The sequence below is a fragment of the Halomonas sp. McD50-4 genome, assembly GCF_022348135.1.
In the GTDB taxonomy this organism is placed as follows: Bacteria; Pseudomonadota; Gammaproteobacteria; order Pseudomonadales; family Halomonadaceae; genus Vreelandella; species Vreelandella piezotolerans.
Map to the genome: position 1 here is coordinate 1 of NZ_JAKRFG010000013.1, position 23,476 is coordinate 23,476.

Consider the following 23,476-nt stretch of genomic DNA (forward strand, 5'->3'; position numbering starts at 1 on the left):
GCGAGAAGGTCAGCTTTTCAGGTACCATTTTGGAAGCGGCTGTTGGTGCTTGATGGATTGGTTAGGTTCTTGAAATCATAGCACTTTCAGCCGCTTTCTTTTATACCCTGTGAGAAATCCGGGCTAGTGCGTTACGGGTCGATTCGTTACGGTAAGCTAAAAATAAGATTGCGTCGTTTTCTTTACACCTACACATTGCCACACTAGCAAGCCTGTTAAAGCTTACTTTGCGCAAAAACCTCCTATTAATATTACGCCTTAATAAAAGGTGAGCATGTTGTATACCCGCGTTAGTAAGATTGGCAGTTCGCATCCCACGTTTATTTCCCAAGCCCGCGTCCTTACTCGTTTTACGATGGCCAATGGGAATGGTGGTCATCGATAACAAAGACGTGCCCATGTGAGCCTGGGGAATGATGGTGGGAATGGCGATGAGGTTCCGGCCCCTCCCATCCCTCATGTTCGTGCTGATGATGTTCATCGTGGTAGTGCAGGTGGGTGTGACTTTGGGCAGCGTGCTCGTGCTCAAGAGCCATCGGGTCATGTGCGTGCCAGATAAGGGCCGCGAGCCCCGTTGCCGCCAGGGCCACCGTTCCCAGCAAAGCGAACGTACCCGTCAGTCCCAGGTTCACTCCCAGCCAGCCTGCCAACGGATAGGTGACTAGCCAACAGCTGTGTGACAACGAGAACTGGGCAGCAAACAGCGCTGGACGCTCCTCCGGCTGGCATGAACGTTTGAGCAGGCGCCCGGTGGGGGTCATGACCAACGAGGCCCCAGCGCCCAGCAGTAACCATAGCCCGACAAGCCCCGCAAACGATGGGCCCAGCCAGCCCAGGTAGAGGCTGAGTGCCATCATAACGCCACCCAGCAGCATGACTGGCCGCTCGGACACCCGTTCCAGCACCTTGGGCAGCAGTAAGGCTATTAGCATGGAGCCCCCGCCTGCGGCGGCAAAGGCCAGTGCGACTTCTTTCTCGCCCAAATTCAACACCGAGCGTACGAGTACCACCGTGTTGACGATCTGCATGGTCCCGGCGGCTGAAACAGCCAGGTTCAACGCCAGTAGCCCGCGCAACCGGGGCGTCTTCAGGTAAATCCGCATACCATGAGTAACGCGACGCCAGACGCCGGGGGCTTCCTCTAGGGGGTGAGACGCAGGCAGGATCACCGATATAACCAGGGCGGCAGAGATTTTCCAGAGTGGGGTGTCTGGGCCCAATTGGTTTCGGTTCTGGTTTGTAGGGCTCGTGAGTATTGTCTTTACCGTTCAGGTTGCGGCAATGATAAAACTGATTTTACAGCGAAGAAAAGGTGGTTTAGGGGGAGCATGAGCGATGAAAGGGAAAAGCCGGGGGCAGTAACGCTGCCCTCCAGGCGACGTCGATTCTGGCGTCGTTTACTGCTCGTGGTGGGAGTTGCTCATCTGGTTGGGTTTGTGTCGTCACTGGATGCGATGATGTCGAGCCGTACCTCTCAGGGAGCTGTGGCCTGGATCGTTTCACTAAACACATTGCCCTATGTGGCGGTGCCAGCCTACTGGGTGTTCGGCCGCACGAAATTCCAGGGCTATGTCTCTGCACGACGCGACGAGAACTCGGTGTTGGGGCAGGCGCTTGCTGAAAAACTGGCCGAGCTGCGGGCTCATGGGGTTTCGGATGAACACGCTGACAAGCATCTGGTGGGTGTCGAACAGCTGGCCAAGCTGCCGTTTCTAGGTGGCAACCGGGTGGAACTGCTGATCGACGGTGAGCAGACCTTCGAGAGCTTGTTTGCCGGTATTGATGCTGCTGAGCGCTATCTGCTTGTGCAGTTTTATATCGTTCGGGCTGATGCAGTGGGATTGGCGCTGCAGGCACGGCTGATTGAGAAGGCTAGGCAGGGCGTGGAGGTCTTCTTTCTATACGATGAAATTGGAAGTTATGCGTTGCCGAGCCACTATCTCCAGACGCTGGAAGAGGCGGGTGTTCGAGTACATCGCTTTCATTCTACGCGGGGGACAGGTAATCGCTTCCAGCTCAACTTTCGCAACCATCGCAAGATAATGGTGGCCGATGGGGAAAGAGCTTGGGTCGGTGGATTCAATGTTGGCGATGAATACTTGGAAGGCCACCCACGAATTGGCCCGTGGCGTGATACCCACCTAATGATTGAGGGGCCTGCGGCCTTGGCGCTGCAGCTGGTGTTTCTTGAAGATTGGCACTGGGCGACTGAGGAAATCCCCGAGCTTCCCTGGTCACCGCTAATTCCAAGCGGCCATGGTACACCGGTGCTCATTCTTCCGAGTGGGCCCGCAGACCGATTTGAGACGGCTAGTCTGATGATTCAACAGGCAATTCACGCCGCGCAAGAGCGTATCTGGATATCCAGTCCCTACTTTGTGCCAGATGAGGGGGTGCTGGCGATGCTTAAACTAGCCTCGTTAAGCGGAGTAGAGGTGAAAATCCTGATTCCCGAACGTCCAGATAACCTTCTAACCTACTTTGCGGCCTATGCCTTTCTCGATTCGCTTCTCGAGGCGGGGGTCGAGGTCTATCGCTACGAGGGGGGCTTCTTACATGGCAAAGCCTTTTTGGTTGACGAAATCGGTGCGGCAGTGGGTACCGTTAACCTCGACAACCGCTCCTTTCGACTCAACTTCGAGGTGACGGCGATGGTGATGGACGCCGACTTTGCCGCCGAGGTTGATGCGATGTTCAAGGCGGATTTCGCGCGGGCACGGCAGATGCAGCCAGAAGAGATCAGCGATAAGCCGCTTTGGCATCGGGTGGCGGCTCGAGCGGCCTATTTGTTTGCGCCGGTCTTATGAGTGTGCTTGATCACTCTATTGCCCGCTGGCCTGTGATTTTGCATTCAAGTCTTCGCTTTGGAGTTTCAGGCCATGATGAAAGCCCCTCGTGCAATACTCAATCCAGATAGTAAACTTCAGGCAACCTCTCGGTTTTAAGCTGAAATAAAATGAACAGTTGAAGAAAAGGTAATGCGATTCACCGAGTTGGCTCGGGCTGGTGTGGTAACTGTACGCCATTAAACTCGTTAGGGTCTGGTACAACCGTAACGAGATCTGTGCAACGGCTGTTGACTCTGTGACGAGCAGGCTATTGGACGCCTCCGATTCGTTGACTGCGCAGATTCCCTAGGAGAGGGTCTTAGTTAATGAAGAAGATATTGTTGCGCAGACCAAGACAACCTTACGGTGGTTGACAGTAGTATGTAGCTGGCTGAACAAGGCCATTGTATTCGCATGCGGATTCAAGGGCTTCAGGTGATGGCGCAATTTTTCCGGGAGTGCGCGTCTAAGAATGCGCTTTTCACACTCACGTCAAATTACCATTATTCTTATGTCAGGAAAGTAGGTGTTAGTGTGAAGCAATTTCATTGAAAAAGTCTGGGTTATTCCGAATCGTCGCCAGTACCTTAGCGGCTAGCCCCGTAGGATTATTACGTTTGCCTTCCCAGCTTTTGATCGTATCCACGCTGGTTCCCATTGCGCTGGCAAATTCCGCCTGAGAAACATTGAGCTTGGTACGAATGGCTTTTACATCGGCTACTTCATGGCGTGCTGTGCGGCTAGCCTCAGTGTTGCCCTGATTAATCTCAACGGCTTCCTGCAGCGATGTTTGGAGTTCGTCAAAAATGCTCATCCAGAAACTTCCTCCTTTAATTGGTGGGTCAGTGTTTTCAATGCGGCCTTTTCAGCAAGTGTTATGTTGTCCTTCATGTTCTTAGGGTAGGCCAATATCACAGATATATGGTCGCCGCCTGGTTGTCATCTGGCTGCTAACAGGATGAAAGACATGTGAGTAATGTAATCCCTGGAAAAGATAACGTATTGATAATTCTTGGTTTCCGCATTGCAGGCGCGATCCCAAAGTTTGTTTGGTTGCACTCATAATCCCTTGCTCACAGGTTAAAGTCCTACTGGGGTTTCCAGCTGTTGCAGCGTAACGGTGTGGCTCATTGATGATTCCATGTATGGCAGTAACCGTGGGCATGGCTGATACATCGCCCCAACAAAATAGTGAACCGAGTTTAGCGGTGTGGGGGCATGGGGGCAAAGCGCTGCTTAGCAGCCTTGCTCAATGATCGTAACGAGGCTTTCAGTGGCGACTGGTGCCAAACGCTCGTACACCTAGCCCATACTGCTTTGTATTCGCTTTGCAGAGATACGAAGCGCGTGTGAAAGCCTGCTCAAAGCTAGTCAGGTCACCTCGGTCGATCCAGTAGTACGGGTTATCAGGTATGTGTACCCATGGCTCTTGAGGGTTCCAAGTGATTCCCAGCGCGCTGTACCAAGCACGTGACACACGGCTGATAAGGTTCTCGTTTTGAGAGCCTGCCTTACCTGGCATGTGATACGCGTCACGATTCAGTAGGAAGAAGAAGTGATAGTGCGGCTTGCCGTTAAGGCCAATCTCCCGACACCACACGTAGCGCACCTTAGTGTCAGGCACCCAGCCAGCTTGGCGTTTACTCTCACGATCATGTTTGATAATCGCTTTAAAGGAAGCGATGAACCTTGCGATAAGGCCTTTGTGATCCTCCGGCCTCATCCGGTCACTTATCGTTGTAGGAATGACAGGATCGACTCTGAAGGCTAGCACGCGAGGGTAGTCAGCGAGAGCCTTGTGCATTGTATTGTAAAGGGCCTGAAGGTATTCATCGGCCATTGGGAGGTGTTTCACTTGGAGAGCAAGCCCGTTGAAGGTAGGAGCAGCGTTCAAGCACAAATTAGCGTTTGATGGGTGTCGTTGAAGCATTTTAATTACCTCGATAGTGAGATCGACCCATGCCTTCGGAGGCATGAGCATGTATGTCAGGCACGACGAAGCCTCCAGCGGAGGCTGGATTCATTGAGACGGATACGTGTGGATGGCTACCTTTACGCTCGCTACTCAGGTACGGGGCTTGATGCCCCTTCCATTACCCTTTGATTTAACTAATTGATTTAAATAATAATAATTAAACAAGGTTCTTGGGAATGGGTAGTGACCGATAGGTACTGATGGTTGCTGGTGGGAGTGAGTCGCCGTTAGCGAATAATCACTCTTCAATTAAATGAGGAAAGGTTGAGTTACTTCAGCACTACTTGATCTCTGCGCTCGATGCTTTCGCAGATCCAGGCTTCCACCTCGCGCTCGACCCAGGCAACAGCCCGAGTGCCCAGCTTGATGGGCTGAGGGAACTGCCCAAGGTTGATGTACTTGTAGACCGTCGATCTAGCCAGCCCGGTGCGATCCATGACGTCTTTGATGCGGATGAGTCGGTTGCTCATGACGAACTCCTGTTATTCGTTCATGAGATGAGGCTGGTGAGTATTTTTTAATTGGAGAGTGACTTTGGCTACTGGTGGTCATGCGTCGCTCGGCTCTTGAGCGTCAGACTCTGTGCCATCATCTGGCTCATCATTGATAGCTGAAAGGCAATCCTGATGATGTGTTTGCCAATAGGTTTTTAGATCCTCGCTGACAGGGCTGCGGGATATAGTGGTCGTTGGCTCTTTACCGGCATCTTCGGAACGCAGGCCATAGCTACGTAGTTGAAACGCGGGTAAGGTCGAGCCGTTAGGTGAATTGGGAAAAACAGGCACAAGCATGTAGGTCATTGCTTCGTCGTCTCCGTGTCCATTACGGATGATGTCACGCTGAAGCTGTTTGGCTAGGTGATGTGACAGGGCATAAAACAGTAGCGCCAAGGGGTGATAAGAGAATTGTTCTGTTATTGGTTCTACTGTGGGAGGCTTATCGTCCAAGGCCTTTGTATAGTTGTCTGCTTTTTCAGACGCCCATTCTGACTCCTGCTCAGGTTTCGTTTCGATCACATATTCAGGCGTTATGCCTAAACGACGAGCAGTCGCCACTATAACGTCATGTTGTGGCTGTTCAGGCCCGGAACAACCTTCTTTCAATTCATTCCAGGAGGAAGTTAGCAGACGACAAGTATCGATATGAACACTGGTAAGTAACCAGTTTGCATCCTCCACATCGTAGCGCTTAAGAAGTTCTTCAACGCCACCTTCTAGATAACGTGTGCTTGGCAGCATTGATAGCGCCAGGTCAAAAACCATTTTGATTTCGTTGTATCTCTCTTGGTATTTTTTAGCCTCGCGATAAGGATCATGCTCTCGTTTTGATTCATCCTTAGTATCGTCTGACACGGTACTATCAGAACCCTTGTTGGCATTGTACTCCTTCAACAATGCTTCGATTTGCAAGCTGCATACCCCTGCAGTCATCACTGCATCCACTATTCCACCGACTAACTCCGTTCTTTTTATTTCACCTTTTGTTGATTCCGTTACCTCGGGTTTGGTGCTTGAAGGCGGCGACACAATTGTAATGGGCGTTCTTGTGTGTTTTCCAAATGAGGGGTGGGCTAAATCAAGCAGATAAATAGAGGTTTTGCGTTTTTTAGCTTGGTGTGAGTATCGCCCTGGCTCATGGTGAGCAACGATACCTAAATCGACCAATTTCTTCAGTTGCCTATCTATGCGGGAGCGTGACATCCCAGTGAGGTGACGTATTGTTGATATTCCAAGGCTGGTTATTACACCTGGCGTATCAGCATGAGCTAGCAACACCATTAATAGCCACCGGTTAGGCAAGGTCAACCTTGAACGGCGGCGACGTCCATCTCTTACCAGATCCTTATTTTTATTTTCAGCAGATAGTAGGGTCGTTTTGGTAAGTGTGGCTATTTCTTCTACGTGGTGCGTAGAAGACAACGGATACTTCTGTAGTTCTTTCACAAACTTTGCTGATAAACGATAACGTGCCGCTGGCCGTCCTGGTCCTTTAATAGGTAGGCGCTCAATCTCAATAAACTGGTTTTGCCTTTCTCCGTGTTTTTTTATGAGACAACCCCAGGCTCGACGGCCTTGCGCATACGTCATGCCTAGGCTCATGAAGAGATCCTTCAAAGTGCCATCAAAGCTCTGGTCAGCGCCTATCACAGACGCCCACTGCATCAGTAGCCATCGTTCTTCGGGCGTTAGGCGAGCGTTCTTGTAGGTCAGAATGGATGTGTGCATAGCATGCAGCTTACGGCATTCTACAAAAAATAAAAATCCGATTTCACGGACTTTTATCGATTCATTTTTTTACGTTGTTCTATTACATTGTAATTAACCGTTGAAACCGTACATTGCATGTGTACAATGTATTTGACATGTGACAGCCGACTCAAAAAAATTAGATATATCTAATTCACTAGTGGAAATTGTTCATGACTCAACCTTTCGATTGGATCGTAACTCGTGATCCTGCTCAGCTGGAGTGGATAGCTAGTTACTTGGCGCGTAAGATTTTCAAAGGTTCTACGGCGTTCATTTCGGTAAAACCGCCTGCTGAGTACGGTTATGTTGAGATGGCTAAAAGCTTGAAGAAGCTTCCTGATGAAGCTGAATATCGAGAAGCCAGCAGGCAAATGAAAGGAGCCTGGAATACGTACCAATACCGTAAGAAGAATGGCAACCCAGTCTCTCTTCAAATCCCAGAGAAAAAAATAAAGCAACTAAAGCTTTTAGCGAAAAAGCGTAAACAGTCTCAAGCACAAACACTCAGCGATCTTATTAACGAGGCGCTGGGAAAAAAGAATTTTATAGCTAAAGAAACCAGCAATTTAAGCGATTCGTTTTTAGATATAGCACAACAATATATACATCAAAGTGACGTGGATAGTTTGATCGATGAATTGATGAACGAAATCAACCACCGCTGTAGCCTTGAAGTACTGAAGAACGGAGGAGATCCATCTAAAGACTTTAACCTACGCACCATTTATTTTAAATTAGTCAGAGAACGCGTTACAGAGCTAGCAACTACAATCTCTATCATGCAGTCTCCTGACGGCTCTATAAACCCTGAAACACTTGAAAAAGCCTTAGAAAAAGGTTGTAAATATGGCTTTTACTACTACTAAAAAACGCCAATCATTAAAACTTTAAGATGGCAACCTGAAATTCAGCAATATCGTCACACTTAACACTTACATCAACCTAAACATAAAGACTGCCTATTTCGTGAAATTCCACAGAGCAAACACAGTTCGGCTTATTACAACTTGATTAACGGAGGGCTCTTATTAACGTGATGAGCACGTACCAGACAAGGCAAAATTAACAAAAATCGCAGTTCAAGAAGTGTAAATAAAAGTTTTAATTCTATTTTAACGAATCATGGTCAAACTCAATATTTAGCTAGAGGTTTCAGAGAAAAAACCAAGCTCTTTAACCTCTATGGAGAATACAAAAGCCCTTACTAAGACCACCTTATCGCTCACTTTAAAAATGCAAACACACGCTCCTGGTGGTATCAAAAATAACACTAAAGTCCGCACGATGGCCTAGAACGTCATTGGCGATTCACAATTAATTCGATTTCCTATTTAGCGTTGGTTGAGGCTATTGGCTGGGTTAGTGATAATCCACTGCTGAGTCCCATGAAAACCATAGCAATCAAAGCAATAACATCAATACTGTGAAAAAGGTGAAGCCATTAAATTCCAAAAGTATTTTAGATTACCCTTGAACTATTGAAGTGCCCCTTCGTAGCTGCACAGGTTATAGTGCAGCCATCAGGAGGACGTTATAAACCAACCCAGCTTGATCAATACTGAGCTGGTCAGCCAAGTAAAACTAGCCTTGGAGCACTCTCCTACATACGGCTATCGCCGTCTGGAGTGTGAACCGCAAGCCTATACAGCACATCTTTCGACTGAAGGTTTGGCAGGTACGCAAGCGGCCTCAAGACTTTCGGTCTTGAGCCAGGAGCCTACCGTCAGCTTCCTCAAGGACGGATGAGCGTTGGGCAACCGACTTGTCACACTATGGTGTAGTAAGGATAGGTAGCCTAACGGTCATCATTGACTGCTGTACACGTGAGATCCTCGGCTGGCGGTTATCGGTCAACGGCAGTAGCAAGACGGCTGAGGCGGCGTTGGAAGAAGCGCTGATCTATCGTCTGGGAGCGCTGGGGCGTGTTCACTCATCTCTGGCACTGCGCTCTGACAACGGTCTGGTGTTCAGCAATCGGCACTACACGAGCACCGTCAGGGCCTATGGACTGAATCAGGAGTATACAACGCCCTACACACCAGAGCAGAACGGCCTAGTGGAAGGCTTCTTTCGCTCCTTGAAAGAGGAGTGTATTTGGGTACACCGATTTGAATCGCTGGGTCCAGTATTACAACGAAGAACGGCCACATCAGTCATTAGGCTATGTGGCACCCAGAGCACACCCAGCATTAGCAGCGTAGGGTGTGCAGGAACTTGGTAGCATTACAGAATTAACTAAATTTGCTACTTTTATCAAAGCACGCTTTCGTTCCTCATAATAATCATACCGATCATAGACGCCTTCAACACCTTTCAGCTTATGATTCAAACAGCGCTCAGCCACATGGCTAGGTACGCCGGTCTCAGCCAACAGACTGCGGCAAGTGCGCCTAAGGTCATGCACCGTAAACTCGGGTAAATCACCCATTCTATTTTCAGGTTGCTGCTTCTTGCCTGGTTCTTTACCAAATAGCTTAGCAATGGCGCGATTGAGTGTATCCCTGCCCATATGGGGCTGCTTACTGCTACGACGGCTAGGAAATACGTAAGGTGAACCACAAGCACGGATGTGAAGCTCCTCTAACCACTCGACTGCTTGTGGTGGCAAAGGAATCGCCATTCCCACACCCGATTTGCTGCGCTCTCCGGGTAAGTTCCATTTCGCATTGTTCAAGTCAAATTCTGACCACGTGGCTTCAGTGAGCTCTGTTTTACGCACTCCAAGCACAACAAGCAGTGCGCATGCGAGATAGTTGTCACGCGTAAAGCTAGTGCGATTTTCTCTGAAAACCTCAAAGGCAAACCTGAGCTCTTCAACACTAAGTGCTCTATCACGGCTTTTCTCGACCCCGCCCGCATCGTTGACGTTGAAAGCAGACGCAGGGTTATAGGTCAAAAACCCTAGCTTGATGCCATGGTTAAATAGCTGTTTTAAGTACATCAAGGCGTCATTTGCAACGGTTGGGCGACCGCTGTTAGTTACCCTTCTGATAATGGTACGCACATCCATAGGGGTAACGCTAGCCAGCGTTAGCGAACCGATGGCAGGAGCAATATCCTTTTCAAAGACGCGTTTAGGGATGTTGGGATGCTTGAGTCGCTTCTCGAGCTCCTGATACCAATCGTCAAACAGATCCTGCACCGTGCTAATGGTTATTTTTTCTTCACGTACGCGCTCTACAAGAGGGTCTGTACCGCTACGAATGGCTTTCTGAGTCTCAACCACTTGCTCACGAGCTTCGAGCAAGGAGAGTTCAGAGCATTTACCCAGTGTCATACCGCGACGCTTACCCGCGAAGGTGTAGCGGCACATCCAATAGGCCGCTCCTGACTTCGGAATCATCAAGTACAAACCGTTGCCATCACCGTAGCGCCCAGGCTTGGCTTCTCTGATCAATGATTGAATTTTCTTGGCAGTAAAACTCCCCATCGCTCTTCTCCCCCCCTCCGCCAACGTCTAAAACCATATATTTATTTATATTTCAAATACTTATATTAATATTGGGTAGCAAAACCTCAGAAATACGCCCATCTGGTGGATAGCATGGCATTTTACTACCCACTTTACTACCCACTTGGCGGTGGATTAAGCGGGATTTCGGTGGACGAGCATAGACACTAATTTTATTAAAAATATATAAAACAGTATTTTATAGAATTAAAAAAACGACCATAGGCATCACTCAATATTCTGGATCTGCTCCCGCATCTGCTCGATCAACACCTTCAGCTCCACCGCGCAGCGGGTGGTCTCTGCCACCACGGATTTCGATGAGAGCGTATTCGCTTCGCGGTTGAGCTCCTGCATCAGGAAGTCCAAGCGGCGGCCTTTGGGGCCTTTTTGGGCGAGCTGGTGGCGCACTTCGTCGATGTGCGCGGTGAGGCGGTCCAGCTCTTCGTCCACGTCGGCTTTTTGGGCCACCAGTACCAGCTCGGCTTCCAGACGCTGGGGGTCGAGTTCGGTTTTGGCGATGTCTAAACGCTCTAGCAGTTGGGCGCGTTGGCGCTCCAGAATCTGCGGCAGCAGGCTGCGTACGGTGGCCACTTGCTCGCTGACCGCCTCCAGGCGGGTGGTGATCATCTCGGCGAGCTTGTCGCCTTCGCGGGCGCGGGCGTCGATCAGCTCGTCCAGGGCTTGGTCAAACAGCGCGTTGGCGGCGGCTTTGATGGCGTCTTGGTCGAGGTGTTGGGTTTCCATCACGCCGGGCTGGTTGAGCAGTGCTAGCGTGGTGGGCGGCACGGCGCCGGGCACCTGCTGCTGAATGGCGACCAGGGCATCGGCTATCTCTTTTAGTCGCTGGGCGTTCACGGCCGGTGCTTGGGCGGTATCAGCGCTCTCAAAGCGTACGCTGCACTCCACCTTGCCACGCGCCAGGCGCGTGCGCAGCGCTTCGCGCAGCACCGGCTCTAGATCCCGCAGGCTTTCGTGTAGGCGAAAGTGCGGCTCTAGGTAGCGCTGGTTCACCGAGCGAATCTCGACCTGCAGGGTGCCAAACGGGGCGGCCTGCTCGGTGCGGGCGAAAGCGGTCATGCTATGTACGTGGCGGGAAGCGGCCATAAGTGAGCATCCTATCCATCAATGTGATTCCGGACAGTCTAACCGATAGGCCCATCCACGCACGCTCAGACGTGTACAATAGAGGGCTTTCCACTTTTAACATGATGTGAGGTGCTATGCGTCCTGATGTTGTTCGCCCCAGCGGTCGCGAGGCCGACCAGCTCCGTGAGATTCGCTTGACCCGTGACTACACCCGCCATGCGGAAGGCTCCGTGCTGGTGGAGTTTGGCGATACCAAGGTGCTGTGCAACGCGAGCGTGGAAGCGGGCGTGCCGCGCTGGCTGCGCGGTAAGAATCAGGGCTGGATTACCGCCGAGTACGGCATGCTACCCCGCGCCACCCACTCCCGCAGCGGCCGCGAAGCGACCCGCGGCAAACAGGGTGGCCGCACGCTGGAGATTCAACGGCTGATTGGCCGCAGCCTGCGCGCGGCGGTGAATTTGAAGAAACTGGGCGAATTCACCATTACCGTGGATTGCGATGTCATCCAAGCCGATGGTGGCACGCGTACAGCGGCGATTACCGGTGGCTGCGTGGCGCTGGTGGACGCGATTCGCTATCTGCAGCGGGAGAAGAAGATCAAAGGCGACCCCTTCAAGCAGCTGGTCAGCGCGATCTCGGTGGGTATTTACAAGGGCGTGCCGGTGCTGGACCTGGACTATCCCGAAGACAGCAAGGCCGACACCGACCTGAACGTGGTGATGACTGAAGACGCTGAGCTGATCGAAGTGCAAGGCACGGCGGAAGCGGGCGCGTTCAGCCGTAAAGAGCTGAATGCCATGCTGGACCTAGCCGAAAAAGCCGGTAATGAGCTGCGCGAGAAGCAGCGTGAAGCACTGGGCATTCGACCTTGAGCGAGCCAAACGCAACAGGCCAGCGGTAAGCTGGCCTGTTGGCGGTGCGACGCGGGAAGTAGCTAACGCTTAAAGCGCTAGATCGTACTCGACGATCAGCGGTGCGAACTCGGAGAAGGTCGCATCGTAATCGATCCACGCGTCGACCACGTGACGACGGAAGTTGGGGCCGACCAGCTGATAGTCGATCCGCCAGCCCTCTTGGCGATCACGGGGCACGTCTTGGTCAAGCTTTGGCCACCAGGTGTATTCGCCAGCGTCGCGATTGATTTCGCGGAAGGTGTCGATAAAGCCGGTGGGGCCAAGCACCTGGTCCATCCAGGCACGCTCTTCCGGGCGGAAGCCGGAGGTGAGCTGATTGTCCGACCAGTTGGCCAGGTCGACGGTCTTGTGGGCAATGTGCCAGGTACCGCAGATGATGTATTCGCGGCGCTTGCGCGACATCTTCGTCAGGTACTCCTGGTACTGCTCCATGAACGCCTGCTTGGCTTTCTGGTCACTTCCGTCGGGCATCAGGAAAGTGGCAATGCTGAAACGGTCATAGTCCGCCTGCAGAAAGCGCCCTTCGTGATCGCACTGAGGAAACCCCAGGCCGTACATGATGGCCTTGGGGATTTTGCGGCAATAGAGCGCCACACCGGCGAAACCATCCTCCTCGGCATCCAGGAAATAGCCTTCGTAGCCTTCCGGATAGAGAATATGGTCACCCAGTTCAAAACTTTTTGCCTTGATGTTCTGCACGCAGACCACGTCGGCATCCTGCTGAGCCAGCCAGTCCAGGAAGCCACGGTCGACGGCATCACGAATACCATTGACATTGATGCTGGCAATTTTCATAAATCGTCCCTTTTGCGTCGCTGCTGTATGATACCCGACGTTTAGACGTTTGGGTAAATAGACAAACCAATTCTTGCTATTTAGCCCCGTTTTATTGTTGCGTTTGACTTACATTCCTATCGACCACACCTACCGACAAGAGAACACCGCCGTGGCCACCACTCTACAACCCTACCAACGCGATTTCATTGCCTTCGCTATTGAGCAGGGCGTGCTCAAGTTTGGCGAGTTCACGCTGAAGTCGGGGCGAGTAAGCCCTTACTTTTTCAACGCGGGCCTGTTCCAGACGGGCCGAGCGCTGGCCAAGCTGGGGCGTTTCTATGCCCAGGCGATTGTCGATAGCGGCCTGCAGGCCGATGTGCTGTTCGGCCCTGCCTACAAGGGCATTCCCCTGGCGGCGGTCACCGCGGCGGCCCTGGCCGACCACCACGACCGCGACATGCCCTACGCCTTCAATCGCAAGGAAGCCAAGACCCATGGTGAAGGCGGTAACATCGTGGGGGCTGAGCTGGCGGGTGATATCTTGATCATCGATGATGTGATCACGGCGGGCACGGCCATCCGCGAAGTCATGACCCTGATCGAGCAGAGCGGCGCTCGGGCGGGCGGCGTGATCATTGCTCTGGACCGCCAGGAGCGTGGCCAGGGCGAGCAGAGCGCCATCCAGGAAGTGCAGTCCCAGTATGGCATGCCGGTGGTCAGCATCGTGTCGCTTGAGCAAGTGCTCACCTACCTGGAAGAGCAGTCAGGTAGCGACCTCAGCAGCTATGCCGAGGCCGTGCGTGCGTACCGCGACCACTACGGTATCGCCGGTTAGGTTGCGTCACCCATGGGCAGTGCGCCAGCGTAGTCTTGTTGGCGCCACGCTTCGTAACTGACCACCGCCACGGCGTTGGAGAGGTTCAGACTGCGGTTGTTGGGCTGCATGGGAATGCGCAGTTTTTGCTCTGCGGGCAGCATGGCGTGCACCTCGGGGGAGAGCCCGGCGGTTTCCGAGCCGAACAGCAGCACATCCCCCGGCTTGAAGGCGGCATCGCTGTGGGCGCGGGTGCCTTTGGTGGTAATCGCCCAGATGGTGCGCCCCTGCATGGCGGTGTAAAACGCCGTAAAATCCGCGTGTCGGGTCACGTTGGCGAGGTCGCGGTAGTCTAATCCCGCGCGGCGCAGCTTTTTCTCTTCGAGATCGAAGCCTAGCGGCTCGATCAAATGGAGTCGGCAGCCGTTGTTCGCCACCAGGCGCATAATGTTGCCCGTATTGGGAGCCATCCGCGGCTCGAATAGCGCTACTTCAAACATCACCACCTGCCTATGAGTTACCTGCTGTATTTGCCCGCTGCGCCTTCGTCAGCGCCGCTGATTGTAATGGAAATCGCTCCGAAACACTTGTAGAGGTCACCCTTCGCCATGACGCCCCAACCGCCAAAGAGCATTCTTAGCCGTATCAAAGGGCTCAACCCACGCCAGCAAGAGGCGGTGCGCTACATCGATGGCCCCTGCCTGGTGTTGGCGGGCGCGGGGTCGGGCAAAACCAGCGTGATCACCACCAAGATTGCCTACCTCGTGCAAGAGTGCGGCATGAGCGCCCGCCGGATCGCCGCGGTGACCTTTACCAACAAGGCCGCCCGAGAGATGAAAGAGCGGGTGGGCCAGATGCTGAAGGGCAAGGAGGGCCACGGGCTGACGGTTTCGACCTTCCACAACCTGGGGCTCAACATCATTCGCGGCGAGCTGAAGACCTTGGGCTACAAGCCGGGGTTTTCGCTGTTCGACCCGGAAGACGCCAAGGCGCTGCTGCGGGACTTGATGAACAAGGACGCTCAGGTGGATGCCGAGCAGATCAACGCCGTTCAGGCGAAGATTTCCCAGTGGAAGAACGACCTGGTGCTGCCCGGGGATGCGCTTTCGTTTGCTGCCGATGACGACGAGCATTTCGCGGCACGGGTGTACGAAGCCTACGTTCGCCACCTGAAAGCCTATAACGCGGTGGATTTCGACGACCTGATTCTGCTGCCCGTGGTGCTCTTGCAGCGTGACCCGGAAGCACTGGCCCGCTGGCGGCGCAAAATCCACTACATGCTGGTGGATGAGTACCAGGACACCAACGTTTCCCAGTACCTGCTGGTGAAGCTGCTGATGGCCGAACGCGCCACCTTTACCGTGGTCGGCGACGACGACCAGTCGATTTACGCCTGGCGGGGCGCTCGGCCGGAAAACCTGGTCACCCTGGGGGAGGATTTCCCGCGATTGAAGGTCATCAAGCTGGAGCAGAACTACCGCTCTACCGGCACGATACTGCGCGCCGCCAACACGCTGATTGCCAATAACCCCCACGTCTACGACAAAACCCTGTGGTCGGAGATGGGCGACGGCGCGCCGATTCGCGTGGTGGTGAACCGCCATGAGGAGGCCGAAGCCGAGCGAGTGGCCAGCGAGATGCTCACTCGGCGCATCAAGGAAAAAGCCGAGTGGCGCGATTTCGCGGTGCTTTACCGAGGCAACTTTCAGGCGCGGCTGCTGGAGCTGAAGCTGCAGCACTACCAGATTCCGTACAAGCTCTCCGGCGGCACGTCGTTTTTCTCGCGTAACGAGATCAAGGACGCCATGGCGTACCTGCGGCTTTTGATCAACCCCGCCGATGACAACGCCTTTTTGCGCATCGTCAACGTGCCCCGGCGTGAAATTGGCCCCGGTACGCTGGAAAAGCTTGCCAACTACGCCACCGAGCGCTCCATTTCGCTGTTTTCCGCCTGCCACGAGCTGGGCCTGGAACAAACGCTGCCCACCCGCGCCGTGGAGCGGCTGTCGCGCTTTACGCACTTCATCGATGGCGTGCGCAAGCGGATGGACCAGGGCGATGCCATTGCCGCGATACGCGACATGCTGCGGGATATGGATTACGAGGCGTGGCTGTACCAGAACGCCAGCGCCCCGACCATTGCCGAGCGCCGCATGGCCAACGTGTGGATCCTGATCGACCAGCTGGAAAAGTCGCTGAACCGCGACCCGGAAGAGAGTACCGCCAGCACCGAGACGGAAACCGACAGCGTCGAGGCCGCTATCTCGCGGCTGGTGTTGCGCGACATTCTGGAGCAGCAGGCCGAAGAGGACGATTCGGATCGCGTGCAGCTTCTCACCATGCACGCTTCCAAGGGGCTGGAGTTTCCCCACGTTTACCTGATGGGCTGGGAAGAGGATCTGCTGCCCCACCGTAACGCCATCGAGATGGGCACCGTGGAGGAGGAGCGCCGCCTGGCCTACGTGGGCATTACCCGCGCACGGCGCACGCTCACGCTGACGCTGGCCCGTCAGCGCAAGGCCTACGGCGAGCTGATGGACTGCCAGCCCAGCCGCTTTTTGGATGAGCTGCCCGCGGATGATTTGGAGTGGGAGGGCCGCGCCGATAAAGAGGACCCGGAGAAGAAGCAGGCGCGCGGCAAAGACGCCATTGCCGGGCTGCGTTCGCTGCTGGGATGAGCGTACGAAGCAAAGGGCGCACATAAAAATATCCACAGGGGGTTTGGTACACCCGCCTGTGGATATTTTATAGGACTGACGGCCTCACCCTACGGTTAGGGTGAGGTATCCACTTACTGTACTTGCGAGACCATGTAGTCGACGACGGCCATGATCTCTTCATCGGACGCGCTGCTGCCACCGCGCGGCGGCATCACGCCTTTACCGTTGAAGACGCTTTGGTAGAGTGCGTCGGTACCCTGCTCAATGCGCGGGCCCCAGGCTTCCGCATCACCGATGGCGGGGGCACCCGCCACACCAGCGGCGTGACACGCTGCGCAGCCAATGCTAGCGTAGAGGGCTTCACCGTCTAAGCCGCTATCACCACCGGCTGCCTCGGCATCACTGGCGGCAGTGGCTTCCTCAGCGGGCGCTTCAGTGGCTGCTTCGTTAGCCGCCATGTCGTCGCTCGCGCCTTCGTCGGCGGCTTCTGCTGTTGCTTCTTCACCGCCACCCAGTTCAGGTACTTCCATCACGGGAGAGACCAAGTGAGCAACAGCGGCTTCCATCTCTTCATCAGAGAGGTTGGGGTTACCGCCACGAGCAGGCATTGCGCCAATACCATTAATGGCGTGGTCTAGCAGGGTGTCAAAGCCTTGCTCGGTGCGCTCGGCCCAGGCCGCTTCGTCACCGCGCACCGGTGCTCCAGCGGCACCCGTTTCGTGGCACGCCATACAGACATTGTTGTAAATACCGGCACCGTCAATTTCACCACCACCGCCACTGCTGGCCGCGGCCGGAGCTGCCGCCGTGCCGCAATCTTGGCCTTGAAGGCAGAGTTGTCCTACCGGCGCTAGGCGCTCAGCGATTGCGTCACGCGCTGCATCTTGGGCATAAGCACCGGATGTGCCTGCCATGACGCCGAGGGCCGCCAGCCCGCTCATGATCAGCTTAGATTTCACTCTCACCACCTCTTGAGTTTTATGTAATAAACGCGTTGCGTTTCAAAACGAGTGCGTCCGTTTTTGCTTATGCTGACTACCTAGCGCTTGGAGACACCGCTCTTGCCGAAGTGCGGCCATGCCACTATCGATGAACGCTGCCACCGGGGCACCGAAACGCCAAGACATACGTATAGAGTTAGTATACCGAGAACATAAAGGGTAAGAAAATGCTACTAAGCGCGGCAATTCAACCCACGGTAATGGTACTCATTCGTTGCGACCGCTGAAGACGACTTCAATACCACCCTAACAGGCGCTCGCGCCCCCGTAGTTCGAAGCCTGTGTGGTCATATACACGCCGTGCGGGTGTGTTTTGCGCATCGACCGTTAAGCTCAGGCTCTGCGCCCCAGCCTGGGCGGCCAACGTTTGCGCATGGCCGATGATGGCTCTCCCCAACCCCTGGCCCCGCCATTCGGGCACCAGCCCCATCAGTTGCAGGCTCCAGTGCGAAGAAGAGGTGCCCAGTAACAATACCCCCACCTCTCGCTGCTGGTACGTCAATCCAAACCAATGCGATGGTTGAGACGCCCCCGCCTGAGCCTGGAACCCCGCCAGCAAAGTCGTCACGGGCAGTGCATCGCGCAGCGCTGGGCAATCCAACGACGCTTCCCCCACCCGCGCCAACAGCGCATGCTGTTCAGCCAGAGGAAACATCGTGAACGGACGTAACCCCAGCGATGGCTGGGGAGCAACGGAAGTTTGGCATGTCCATACCCGATGCTCCAGCGTGGCCATGGCCCGCATTCCGCCATGAACCAGCGTTCTTTCCCATGCGTCCCACGGCGCGGGTAGTACCACGTGGCACAACGCGATGGGCTCGCGCCTTATCCACTCTCGTAGGGCGTTTAACAAGGGCAGCGCGGCATCGACGTGCCTGGGCAACCATAGCTGCGCCGTTTGGCTCAACAGCGGCTGCACCCAAGCAGCCGCGAGAATATGCTCGCCCGCCATGGCCACCCATAGGCCTCGCCAATCGGCCGAGCTGGCCGTGGTCAGGGCGTGCTGCAAATCCGCCTGCTGGGTAGCGTCTTGAACGGCTGCCAAATGCAGCAGCGCCTCGCGCCGACGGTGGTCGGAGCAGGGTCGAACAACAAGGTGGCTGAGTGGCGAACGACGTGTCATGTTAGATAACCGGGTAATATGAAATAGCCCCTATGAGTCAAGGAGGGTCCCCCTACGTTATGCGCCTGTTATTAGTAGAAGACGACCCCAGCTTAGCATCGGGAATTCGCATCGCCCTAAAACCCGAACACTATACGGTGGATCATCTTACCGATGGAGAGAGTGCGCTCAACGCACTCCAAAGCGAACCCTTTGATGCCGTCATACTGGATCTCGGTTTACCCAACGTGGATGGTATAGAGGTATTACGGACGATTAGACGTCACGGCAATCACGTGCCCATTTTAGTACTCACTGCCCGTGATGCCGTGGATCATCGCATTGAAGGACTCGATTCAGGCGCCGATGACTATCTCACCAAGCCATTTGAGGTGGATGAACTCAAGGCACGTTTACGCGCCCTGCTACGTCGTAGCCAAGGCCACACGAATGACGTGTTGAGATTTCGCGGCATTAGCTTGGATCCTCAATCGTTGATCGTGACCTATCAACATCAGACGGTTCCCCTGTCACGTCGTGAACTCGCGTTGCTTCAAGAGTTTATGAGTCATCCAGGACGTGTTTTCACCCGCGATACGCTCACTCGATTGATTTATGGGTGGGAAGAGGAGGTAGAGAGCAACGCCATTGAAGTTCATATCCATCATTTAAGGCGCAAGCTATTTCCCGATGTGGTGCGAACGGTACGAGGGATTGGTTATGTCATGGATAAACCCGAGCAGGTAGCTCCATGACCTCCATCCGCCGTCGCACGTTAGGCCTCGTCCTACTCGTCTTTGGCATTAGCATGCTGATCATTGGCTATATCAGCTATCGCTATGCCGCTCGCGAAATTGAGGCGTTGCACGATAGGAGCTTGGCGCAAAATGCCGTGTTGCTAGAAGGACTACTTCAAGCCCCTTTGCCCGAATACGAACAGTCATTGCTGATTAGTAGCCTAGAAAAAGCCCTATCGGCCCCCCACCAACGTGTTACCTCTGCGACAGCTGACACCCTGCGTGAACTCGCCTTTCAATTGTGGGAAGAGGACCGTCTGCTTCTACGCTCTGCCAGCGGACCGAGCACGCCGCTGGTTCAGCAACCGGCTGGCTACTCGACGATCACGGTGGACGAGTACGAGTGGCGCGTGTACGTCCTGGATGTTCCTAACAGCCCCAAACGCGTGGTGGTCAGCGAGCGCGAGGACGTGCGCGGCGAGCTAATCAGCGCCGTGGCGCTTCGCACGCTGCTGCCCGACCTCATCGGGCTGCCCTTCCTGACGCTGCTGCTATGGTGGTCCATTGGCTGGGGATTGGCACCTTTGTCTCGCCTGGCAGAGCAGATTCGTAGTCGAGATCCGCACAATCTCAAACCATTACCGCTCTATCCGATGCCACAGGAGTTGGGCACCATCGCTGGCGCACTGAACAGGCTGTTAGAGCGGCTGCGTCAACTGCGAATACGCGAAAAACGGTTTATTGCCGACGCCGCCCACGAACTGCGCACCCCTTTGGCCGTGCTGGATCTTCACGCCCAGAATGCGCTAGCGGCCGATAACGCCGAAGATCGTGAAGCGTCGCTGCACTACTTGCGTAGCGGTGTCGCTCGCTCGACGCGTCTAGTGTCCCAGTTACTCACCCTGGCGCGCCTCGACCCCGAAGAGGAGCCGCTGCCAGAAATACGCTTCGCCAACGTGCTGCAGGAAACTCAGGAAACCCTGGCAAAGCTCTCGCCACTGGCCGCCGAACGCCAACAGCAGCTGCTGCTCAATGCCGATCAGCATGCCGACTGGCAGATGGAAGAGGAGCCTGGCGCCATCGAAACACTCATACAGAATTTGGTCGGCAATGCCATGCAACACTCCCCGGCTCAGAGCATCGTGACGGTGACGCTCGAAGCCGCTTCCCAGGGCATCACGATCATGGTCGATGACCAAGGTCCCGGCATCCCTGTCCAAGCACGCAGTCGGGTCATCGAACGCTTCCAGCGTGCAGGCCCGGGAGCAGGCGTGGGACTTGGGCTTTCCATCGTCGAGCGTGTGGTCAAACGCCACGAAGGCTTGTTGCGGTTGGAGGATGCCCCAAACGGCGGCCTAAGGGTGAGAGCGGTCGTGGCAAGAGATGCGCTGACGCAGCGCCAGACAAAAGAATGAGAAAAAATGTAACACGGGGGATGTCTTAAGATTGTGATAAGAATTCCGTGCAAATGTGAAGGTACAAAGCAGGCGCGTGGTGAATGACCTGCTTCTTCACAACCACGGAGGTACCCCTCGATGAACCAACTCATGCACTCACATAAGCCGCTCGTTCAGTTTGGTGCGACTCCGTTGCTCACGACGCCGACGCCCAAGCAGTTGACGCCCGATAGCCCGGCCATGTCGGTACTCACCGACTTTACTCATGTCATGCCGCAATCGATCGCAGGCGACACGCCCATCGATGACGCTCATCTGAAAATGCGCCATGGCGGTATTCGTTTACTATTCGTGATGGACAAACAGTCCCACTGCGTGGGCGTGCTCACCGCCAAAGAGGTCATCGGTACCCGGCGCATCAATCTGGCCATGCAGCAGCGTAACCTAGAGCGCTCCGAAGTGACCGCCGCCATGATCATGACACCCTGGGAGAAACTCAGCGCCATGCCGCTGGAGCAGCTCGCGTCGCTCACCATCGAAGACCTCGTCCTCTCCATGGAAAGCTTTACCGAGCAGCATCTGTTGATTACCGAGCGCAAGCCAAACCAGGAGCTCAGCGTAAGAGGCATCATTTCTGCCACTGATATCCAGTCGGCCATGGGCAGCCGTTTGAATACCCAACCACCCACGACGGTGGTTCCCATGGCGCGCAGCTTCGCCGATATCTGCCAAGTCATTACCGGCCACGACTTATAAGCCACCAAGGCGCGTGGTCTTAAGTGCCACGCCGCCTGTCGACATATAGGCTTCTAACGAAACGCCCCTTATCCAACGATAAGGGGCGTTTTTATTGGCCTGCCTAACCAAGCGGCTAGGCAGGATAGCTAACCGCCTTAGAAAAGACTGGCGTTGATCAGCAGGTGTGCCACGATACTGGCTACGTAACCTAACAAAATAGCGGGCACCCAGCGCAAATGCACCGCAAACGTGTAGATACCACGGGCTTGCCCCATCAGCGCTACCCCGGCAGCCGATCCCATGGAGAGCAGGCTGCCCCCCACACCGGCCGTCAGAGTGATCAGCAGCCAGTTGCCTTCCGACATATCCGGCGCCATGGAGAGCACGGCGAACATCACTGGAATGTTATCCACCACCGCTGAGATCAGCCCCAGCACGACGTTGGCCCACACCGGGTCCCAGCCGCCGTAAAGCGTTTCCGAAAGCAGGCTGAGATAGCCCATGAACCCCAGGCCACCCACACACATCACCACCCCGTAGAAGAACAGCAGCGTGTCCCACTCGGAACGGGCAATACGGCTGAAGATATCGAACGGCACCACGCTGCCTAGCTGCTCCAGCTTTTTCCAATCTCCGCGGCGGGAGTAACGCTCACGTTTGCGCTCCAGCGAACGGGGCAAACTGCGACGCAGGTAATAGCCAAAGAATTGCAGCAGGCCTAGACCAAACATCATGCCCATAGCGGGCGGCAGGTACAGAATCGAGTGGCACAGCACCGAGATCGCCACGGTGATCAAGAACAGTACGATGATGCGCCGGGCGCCCCGCTTCAACCACACGTTTTCGGTGAGCGCAGCGGGCTGACGATTGACGATGAAAAAGTTCATGATCACCGCAGGCACCATGAAATTCACGATGGCAGGTACCAACAGTGCAAAGAAGCCTTCGAAAGGCACCTGACCGGCTTGCCACACCATCAGTGTGGTGATATCGCCAAACGGGCTGAACGCTCCACCGGCGTTGGAGGCCACCACCACGTTGACACAGCAGAGGCTGATAAACTTGTTATCCCCCTCGGCGACCTTTAGCACCACCGCACACATCAGCATGGCAGTCGTCATGTTGTTGGCGATGGACGAAATACCGAACGCCAAACAGCCGGTAATCCAGAATAGGCTCCGGTAGCTAAACCCCTTGCGCACCAGCCACGCACGCAGTGCATCGAACACACGACGCTCTTCCATGGCGTTGATGTACGTCATCGCCACCAGGAGGAACAGCAGCAGCTCGGTATACTCGAGCAGCGTCTCTTTGAAGGCGCTCTCTGCCTCATGGGGCATACCCGCTTGTACGTAGACCCACGCGACCATGGCCCAGATCAGGCCAGCGGCCACCAGAACCGGTTTGGATTTACGCATGTGGATGATTTCTTCACTCATGACCAGGGCATAGGCCAGAATGAAAATGGTCACGGAGGCAATACCGGCAAGCGAGGTGGTGAGATCGAGGGGGCCAGCAGCAGCAAAAGCAAGAGAGGGAAAAGCGAAGAGGCAGAGTGCGGTCAACAACCAAGCAACGCGGCAAGCGGGATGCCGAGTTGCAAGGACGTTAGGTGGTTTCATAGCAGCGTGATCCTGGCAGGGTTAGAGAGTACCGCCACGATCATAAGCACACTAACTATGTGCTGCAACGCAGCGATGGCGCATAAGATGCGGCCATTTGCCGCATCTTGTAAAGCGCTTTA

The 23,476-nt window shown here is 54.7% G+C and carries 19 protein-coding genes and 2 pseudogenes; 10 read left to right on the forward strand and 11 right to left on the reverse strand.

Annotated elements, in window-relative coordinates:
• Nucleotides 1-350 precede the first annotated feature (350 nt).
• The gene (locus tag MHM85_RS14680; RefSeq protein WP_269202179.1) at nt 351-1,169 is read right to left on the reverse strand and encodes an MFS transporter; all 819 of its coding nucleotides are present in this window, start codon (nt 1,167-1,169) and stop codon (nt 351-353) included.
• A gap of 159 nt (nt 1,170-1,328) precedes the next feature.
• Here MHM85_RS14680 and cls point away from each other — a divergent pair, with 159 nt between their 5' ends.
• Complete coding sequence (gene cls / locus MHM85_RS14685; protein ID WP_050980320.1) at nt 1,329-2,807, forward strand: cardiolipin synthase; 1,479 nt, start codon at nt 1,329-1,331, stop codon at nt 2,805-2,807.
• A 550-nt stretch (nt 2,808-3,357) separates the two neighbouring features.
• Here cls and nadS read toward each other — a convergent pair.
• The 3 genes from nadS to MHM85_RS14700 all read right to left on the reverse strand — a co-directional run bounded on the left by nadS (nt 3,358) and on the right by MHM85_RS14700 (nt 6,902).
• On the reverse strand, nt 3,358-3,642 hold the full coding sequence (gene nadS, locus MHM85_RS14690) for a NadS family protein (protein WP_039181156.1): 285 nt from the start codon (nt 3,640-3,642) through the stop codon (nt 3,358-3,360).
• 1,430 nt (nt 3,643-5,072) lie between these two features.
• Nucleotides 5,073-5,273: an AlpA family transcriptional regulator gene (locus MHM85_RS14695; RefSeq protein ID WP_153843651.1), complete on the reverse strand. Its 201-nt coding sequence runs from the start codon at nt 5,271-5,273 to the stop codon at nt 5,073-5,075.
• A 78-nt stretch (nt 5,274-5,351) separates the two neighbouring features.
• Entirely contained in the window at nt 5,352-6,902 is a 1,551-nt protein-coding gene (locus MHM85_RS14700; RefSeq protein ID WP_219862300.1) for a helix-turn-helix domain-containing protein, read from the reverse strand.
• 320 nt (nt 6,903-7,222) lie between these two features.
• Here MHM85_RS14700 and MHM85_RS14705 point away from each other — a divergent pair, with 320 nt between their 5' ends.
• The 3 genes and pseudogenes from MHM85_RS14705 to MHM85_RS14715 form a co-directional block, all read left to right on the forward strand.
• A complete protein-coding gene (locus tag MHM85_RS14705; protein WP_153843649.1) occupies nt 7,223-7,918 on the forward strand; it encodes a hypothetical protein in 696 nt (231 codons plus the stop codon).
• 1,190 nt (nt 7,919-9,108) lie between these two features.
• Nucleotides 9,109-9,166: pseudogene (locus MHM85_RS18515) on the forward strand (hypothetical protein); the annotation flags it as partial.
• A pseudogene (locus MHM85_RS14715) lies at nt 9,161-9,250 on the forward strand (integrase core domain-containing protein); the annotation flags it as partial. The pseudogenes MHM85_RS18515 and MHM85_RS14715, both read left to right, overlap by 6 nt.
• On the opposite strand, the gene MHM85_RS14720 reads toward MHM85_RS14715, so the two are convergent.
• Together MHM85_RS14720 and MHM85_RS14725 are read right to left on the reverse strand one after the other, a co-directional pair.
• Nucleotides 9,214-10,482, reverse strand: coding sequence for a site-specific integrase (locus MHM85_RS14720; protein ID WP_153843648.1), 1,269 nt, complete (start codon nt 10,480-10,482; stop codon nt 9,214-9,216). The pseudogene MHM85_RS14715 and the gene MHM85_RS14720 overlap by 37 nt on opposite strands.
• A 249-nt stretch (nt 10,483-10,731) precedes the next feature.
• The gene (locus MHM85_RS14725; protein WP_139526140.1) at nt 10,732-11,610 is read right to left on the reverse strand and encodes a YicC/YloC family endoribonuclease; all 879 of its coding nucleotides are present in this window, start codon (nt 11,608-11,610) and stop codon (nt 10,732-10,734) included.
• Nucleotides 11,611-11,726: 116 nt separating this feature from the next.
• Here MHM85_RS14725 and rph point away from each other — a divergent pair, with 116 nt between their 5' ends.
• Nucleotides 11,727-12,464, forward strand: coding sequence for a ribonuclease PH (gene rph, locus MHM85_RS14730; protein WP_139526141.1), 738 nt, complete (start codon nt 11,727-11,729; stop codon nt 12,462-12,464).
• 69 nt (nt 12,465-12,533) lie between these two features.
• Here rph and MHM85_RS14735 read toward each other — a convergent pair whose 3' ends face one another.
• Nucleotides 12,534-13,301: an exodeoxyribonuclease III gene (locus MHM85_RS14735; RefSeq protein WP_139526142.1), complete on the reverse strand. Its 768-nt coding sequence runs from the start codon at nt 13,299-13,301 to the stop codon at nt 12,534-12,536.
• A 151-nt stretch (nt 13,302-13,452) separates the two neighbouring features.
• Here MHM85_RS14735 and pyrE point away from each other — a divergent pair, with 151 nt between their 5' ends.
• Entirely contained in the window at nt 13,453-14,118 is a 666-nt protein-coding gene (pyrE, locus tag MHM85_RS14740) for an orotate phosphoribosyltransferase (protein ID WP_139526257.1), read from the forward strand.
• On the opposite strand, the gene MHM85_RS14745 is transcribed toward pyrE, so the two are convergent.
• Nucleotides 14,115-14,597: a tRNA (cytidine(34)-2'-O)-methyltransferase gene (locus MHM85_RS14745; RefSeq protein WP_139526143.1), complete on the reverse strand. Its 483-nt coding sequence runs from the start codon at nt 14,595-14,597 to the stop codon at nt 14,115-14,117. The two genes, pyrE and MHM85_RS14745, sit on opposite strands and share 4 nt — an antisense overlap.
• Before the next feature lie 108 nt (nt 14,598-14,705).
• On the opposite strand from MHM85_RS14745, the gene rep reads away from it, so the two are divergent.
• A complete protein-coding gene (gene rep / locus MHM85_RS14750) occupies nt 14,706-16,775 on the forward strand; it encodes a DNA helicase Rep (RefSeq protein ID WP_139526144.1) in 2,070 nt (689 codons plus the stop codon).
• A 113-nt stretch (nt 16,776-16,888) separates the two neighbouring features.
• Here the strand turns inward: rep and MHM85_RS14755 are convergent, their stop codons facing one another.
• Together MHM85_RS14755 and MHM85_RS14760 are read right to left on the reverse strand one after the other, a co-directional pair.
• Nucleotides 16,889-17,716, reverse strand: coding sequence for a c-type cytochrome (locus MHM85_RS14755; RefSeq protein WP_139526145.1), 828 nt, complete (start codon nt 17,714-17,716; stop codon nt 16,889-16,891).
• Between the two features lie 277 nt (nt 17,717-17,993).
• Entirely contained in the window at nt 17,994-18,881 is an 888-nt protein-coding gene (locus MHM85_RS14760) for a GNAT family N-acetyltransferase (protein WP_219862302.1), read from the reverse strand.
• A gap of 59 nt (nt 18,882-18,940) precedes the next feature.
• On the opposite strand from MHM85_RS14760, the gene MHM85_RS14765 reads away from it, so the two are divergent.
• The 3 genes from MHM85_RS14765 to MHM85_RS14775 all read left to right on the forward strand — a co-directional run bounded on the left by MHM85_RS14765 (nt 18,941) and on the right by MHM85_RS14775 (nt 21,750).
• Complete coding sequence (locus tag MHM85_RS14765) at nt 18,941-19,615, forward strand: response regulator transcription factor (protein ID WP_172515142.1); 675 nt, start codon at nt 18,941-18,943, stop codon at nt 19,613-19,615.
• Nucleotides 19,612-21,012 (forward strand): ATP-binding protein, encoded by a 1,401-nt coding sequence (locus MHM85_RS14770; RefSeq protein WP_219862304.1) that lies wholly within the window; start codon nt 19,612-19,614, stop codon nt 21,010-21,012. Before MHM85_RS14765 ends, MHM85_RS14770 begins: the two co-directional genes overlap by 4 nt.
• A 132-nt stretch (nt 21,013-21,144) precedes the next feature.
• Nucleotides 21,145-21,750 (forward strand): CBS domain-containing protein, encoded by a 606-nt coding sequence (locus tag MHM85_RS14775; protein WP_231125631.1) that lies wholly within the window; start codon nt 21,145-21,147, stop codon nt 21,748-21,750.
• Nucleotides 21,751-21,887: 137 nt separating this feature from the next.
• Here the strand turns inward: MHM85_RS14775 and nhaD are convergent, their stop codons facing one another.
• On the reverse strand, nt 21,888-23,354 hold the full coding sequence (nhaD, locus tag MHM85_RS14780; RefSeq protein ID WP_058577343.1) for a sodium:proton antiporter NhaD: 1,467 nt from the start codon (nt 23,352-23,354) through the stop codon (nt 21,888-21,890).
• Between the last annotated feature and the right edge of the window lie 122 nt (nt 23,355-23,476).

Coding starts and splice junctions, on each gene's coding strand:
- cls (WP_050980320.1), top strand. CDS start 1,329: ATGAGCGATGAAAGGGAAAAGCCGGGGGCAGTAACGCTGCCCTCCAGG.
- nadS (WP_039181156.1), bottom strand. CDS start 3,642: ATGAGCATTTTTGACGAACTCCAAACATCGCTGCAGGAAGCCGTTGAG.
- MHM85_RS14695 (WP_153843651.1), bottom strand. CDS start 5,273: ATGAGCAACCGACTCATCCGCATCAAAGACGTCATGGATCGCACCGGG.
- MHM85_RS14700 (WP_219862300.1), bottom strand. CDS start 6,902: ATGAGCCTAGGCATGACGTATGCGCAAGGCCGTCGAGCCTGGGGTTGT.
- MHM85_RS14705 (WP_153843649.1), top strand. CDS start 7,223: ATGACTCAACCTTTCGATTGGATCGTAACTCGTGATCCTGCTCAGCTG.
- MHM85_RS14720 (WP_153843648.1), bottom strand. CDS start 10,482: ATGGGGAGTTTTACTGCCAAGAAAATTCAATCATTGATCAGAGAAGCC.
- MHM85_RS14725 (WP_139526140.1), bottom strand. CDS start 11,610: ATGGCCGCTTCCCGCCACGTACATAGCATGACCGCTTTCGCCCGCACC.
- rph (WP_139526141.1), top strand. CDS start 11,727: ATGCGTCCTGATGTTGTTCGCCCCAGCGGTCGCGAGGCCGACCAGCTC.
- MHM85_RS14735 (WP_139526142.1), bottom strand. CDS start 13,301: ATGAAAATTGCCAGCATCAATGTCAATGGTATTCGTGATGCCGTCGAC.
- MHM85_RS14745 (WP_139526143.1), bottom strand. CDS start 14,597: ATGTTTGAAGTAGCGCTATTCGAGCCGCGGATGGCTCCCAATACGGGC.
- rep (WP_139526144.1), top strand. CDS start 14,706: ATGACGCCCCAACCGCCAAAGAGCATTCTTAGCCGTATCAAAGGGCTC.
- MHM85_RS14760 (WP_219862302.1), bottom strand. CDS start 18,881: ATGACACGTCGTTCGCCACTCAGCCACCTTGTTGTTCGACCCTGCTCC.
- MHM85_RS14765 (WP_172515142.1), top strand. CDS start 18,941: ATGCGCCTGTTATTAGTAGAAGACGACCCCAGCTTAGCATCGGGAATT.
- MHM85_RS14770 (WP_219862304.1), top strand. CDS start 19,612: ATGACCTCCATCCGCCGTCGCACGTTAGGCCTCGTCCTACTCGTCTTT.
- MHM85_RS14775 (WP_231125631.1), top strand. CDS start 21,145: ATGCACTCACATAAGCCGCTCGTTCAGTTTGGTGCGACTCCGTTGCTC.
- nhaD (WP_058577343.1), bottom strand. CDS start 23,354: ATGAAACCACCTAACGTCCTTGCAACTCGGCATCCCGCTTGCCGCGTT.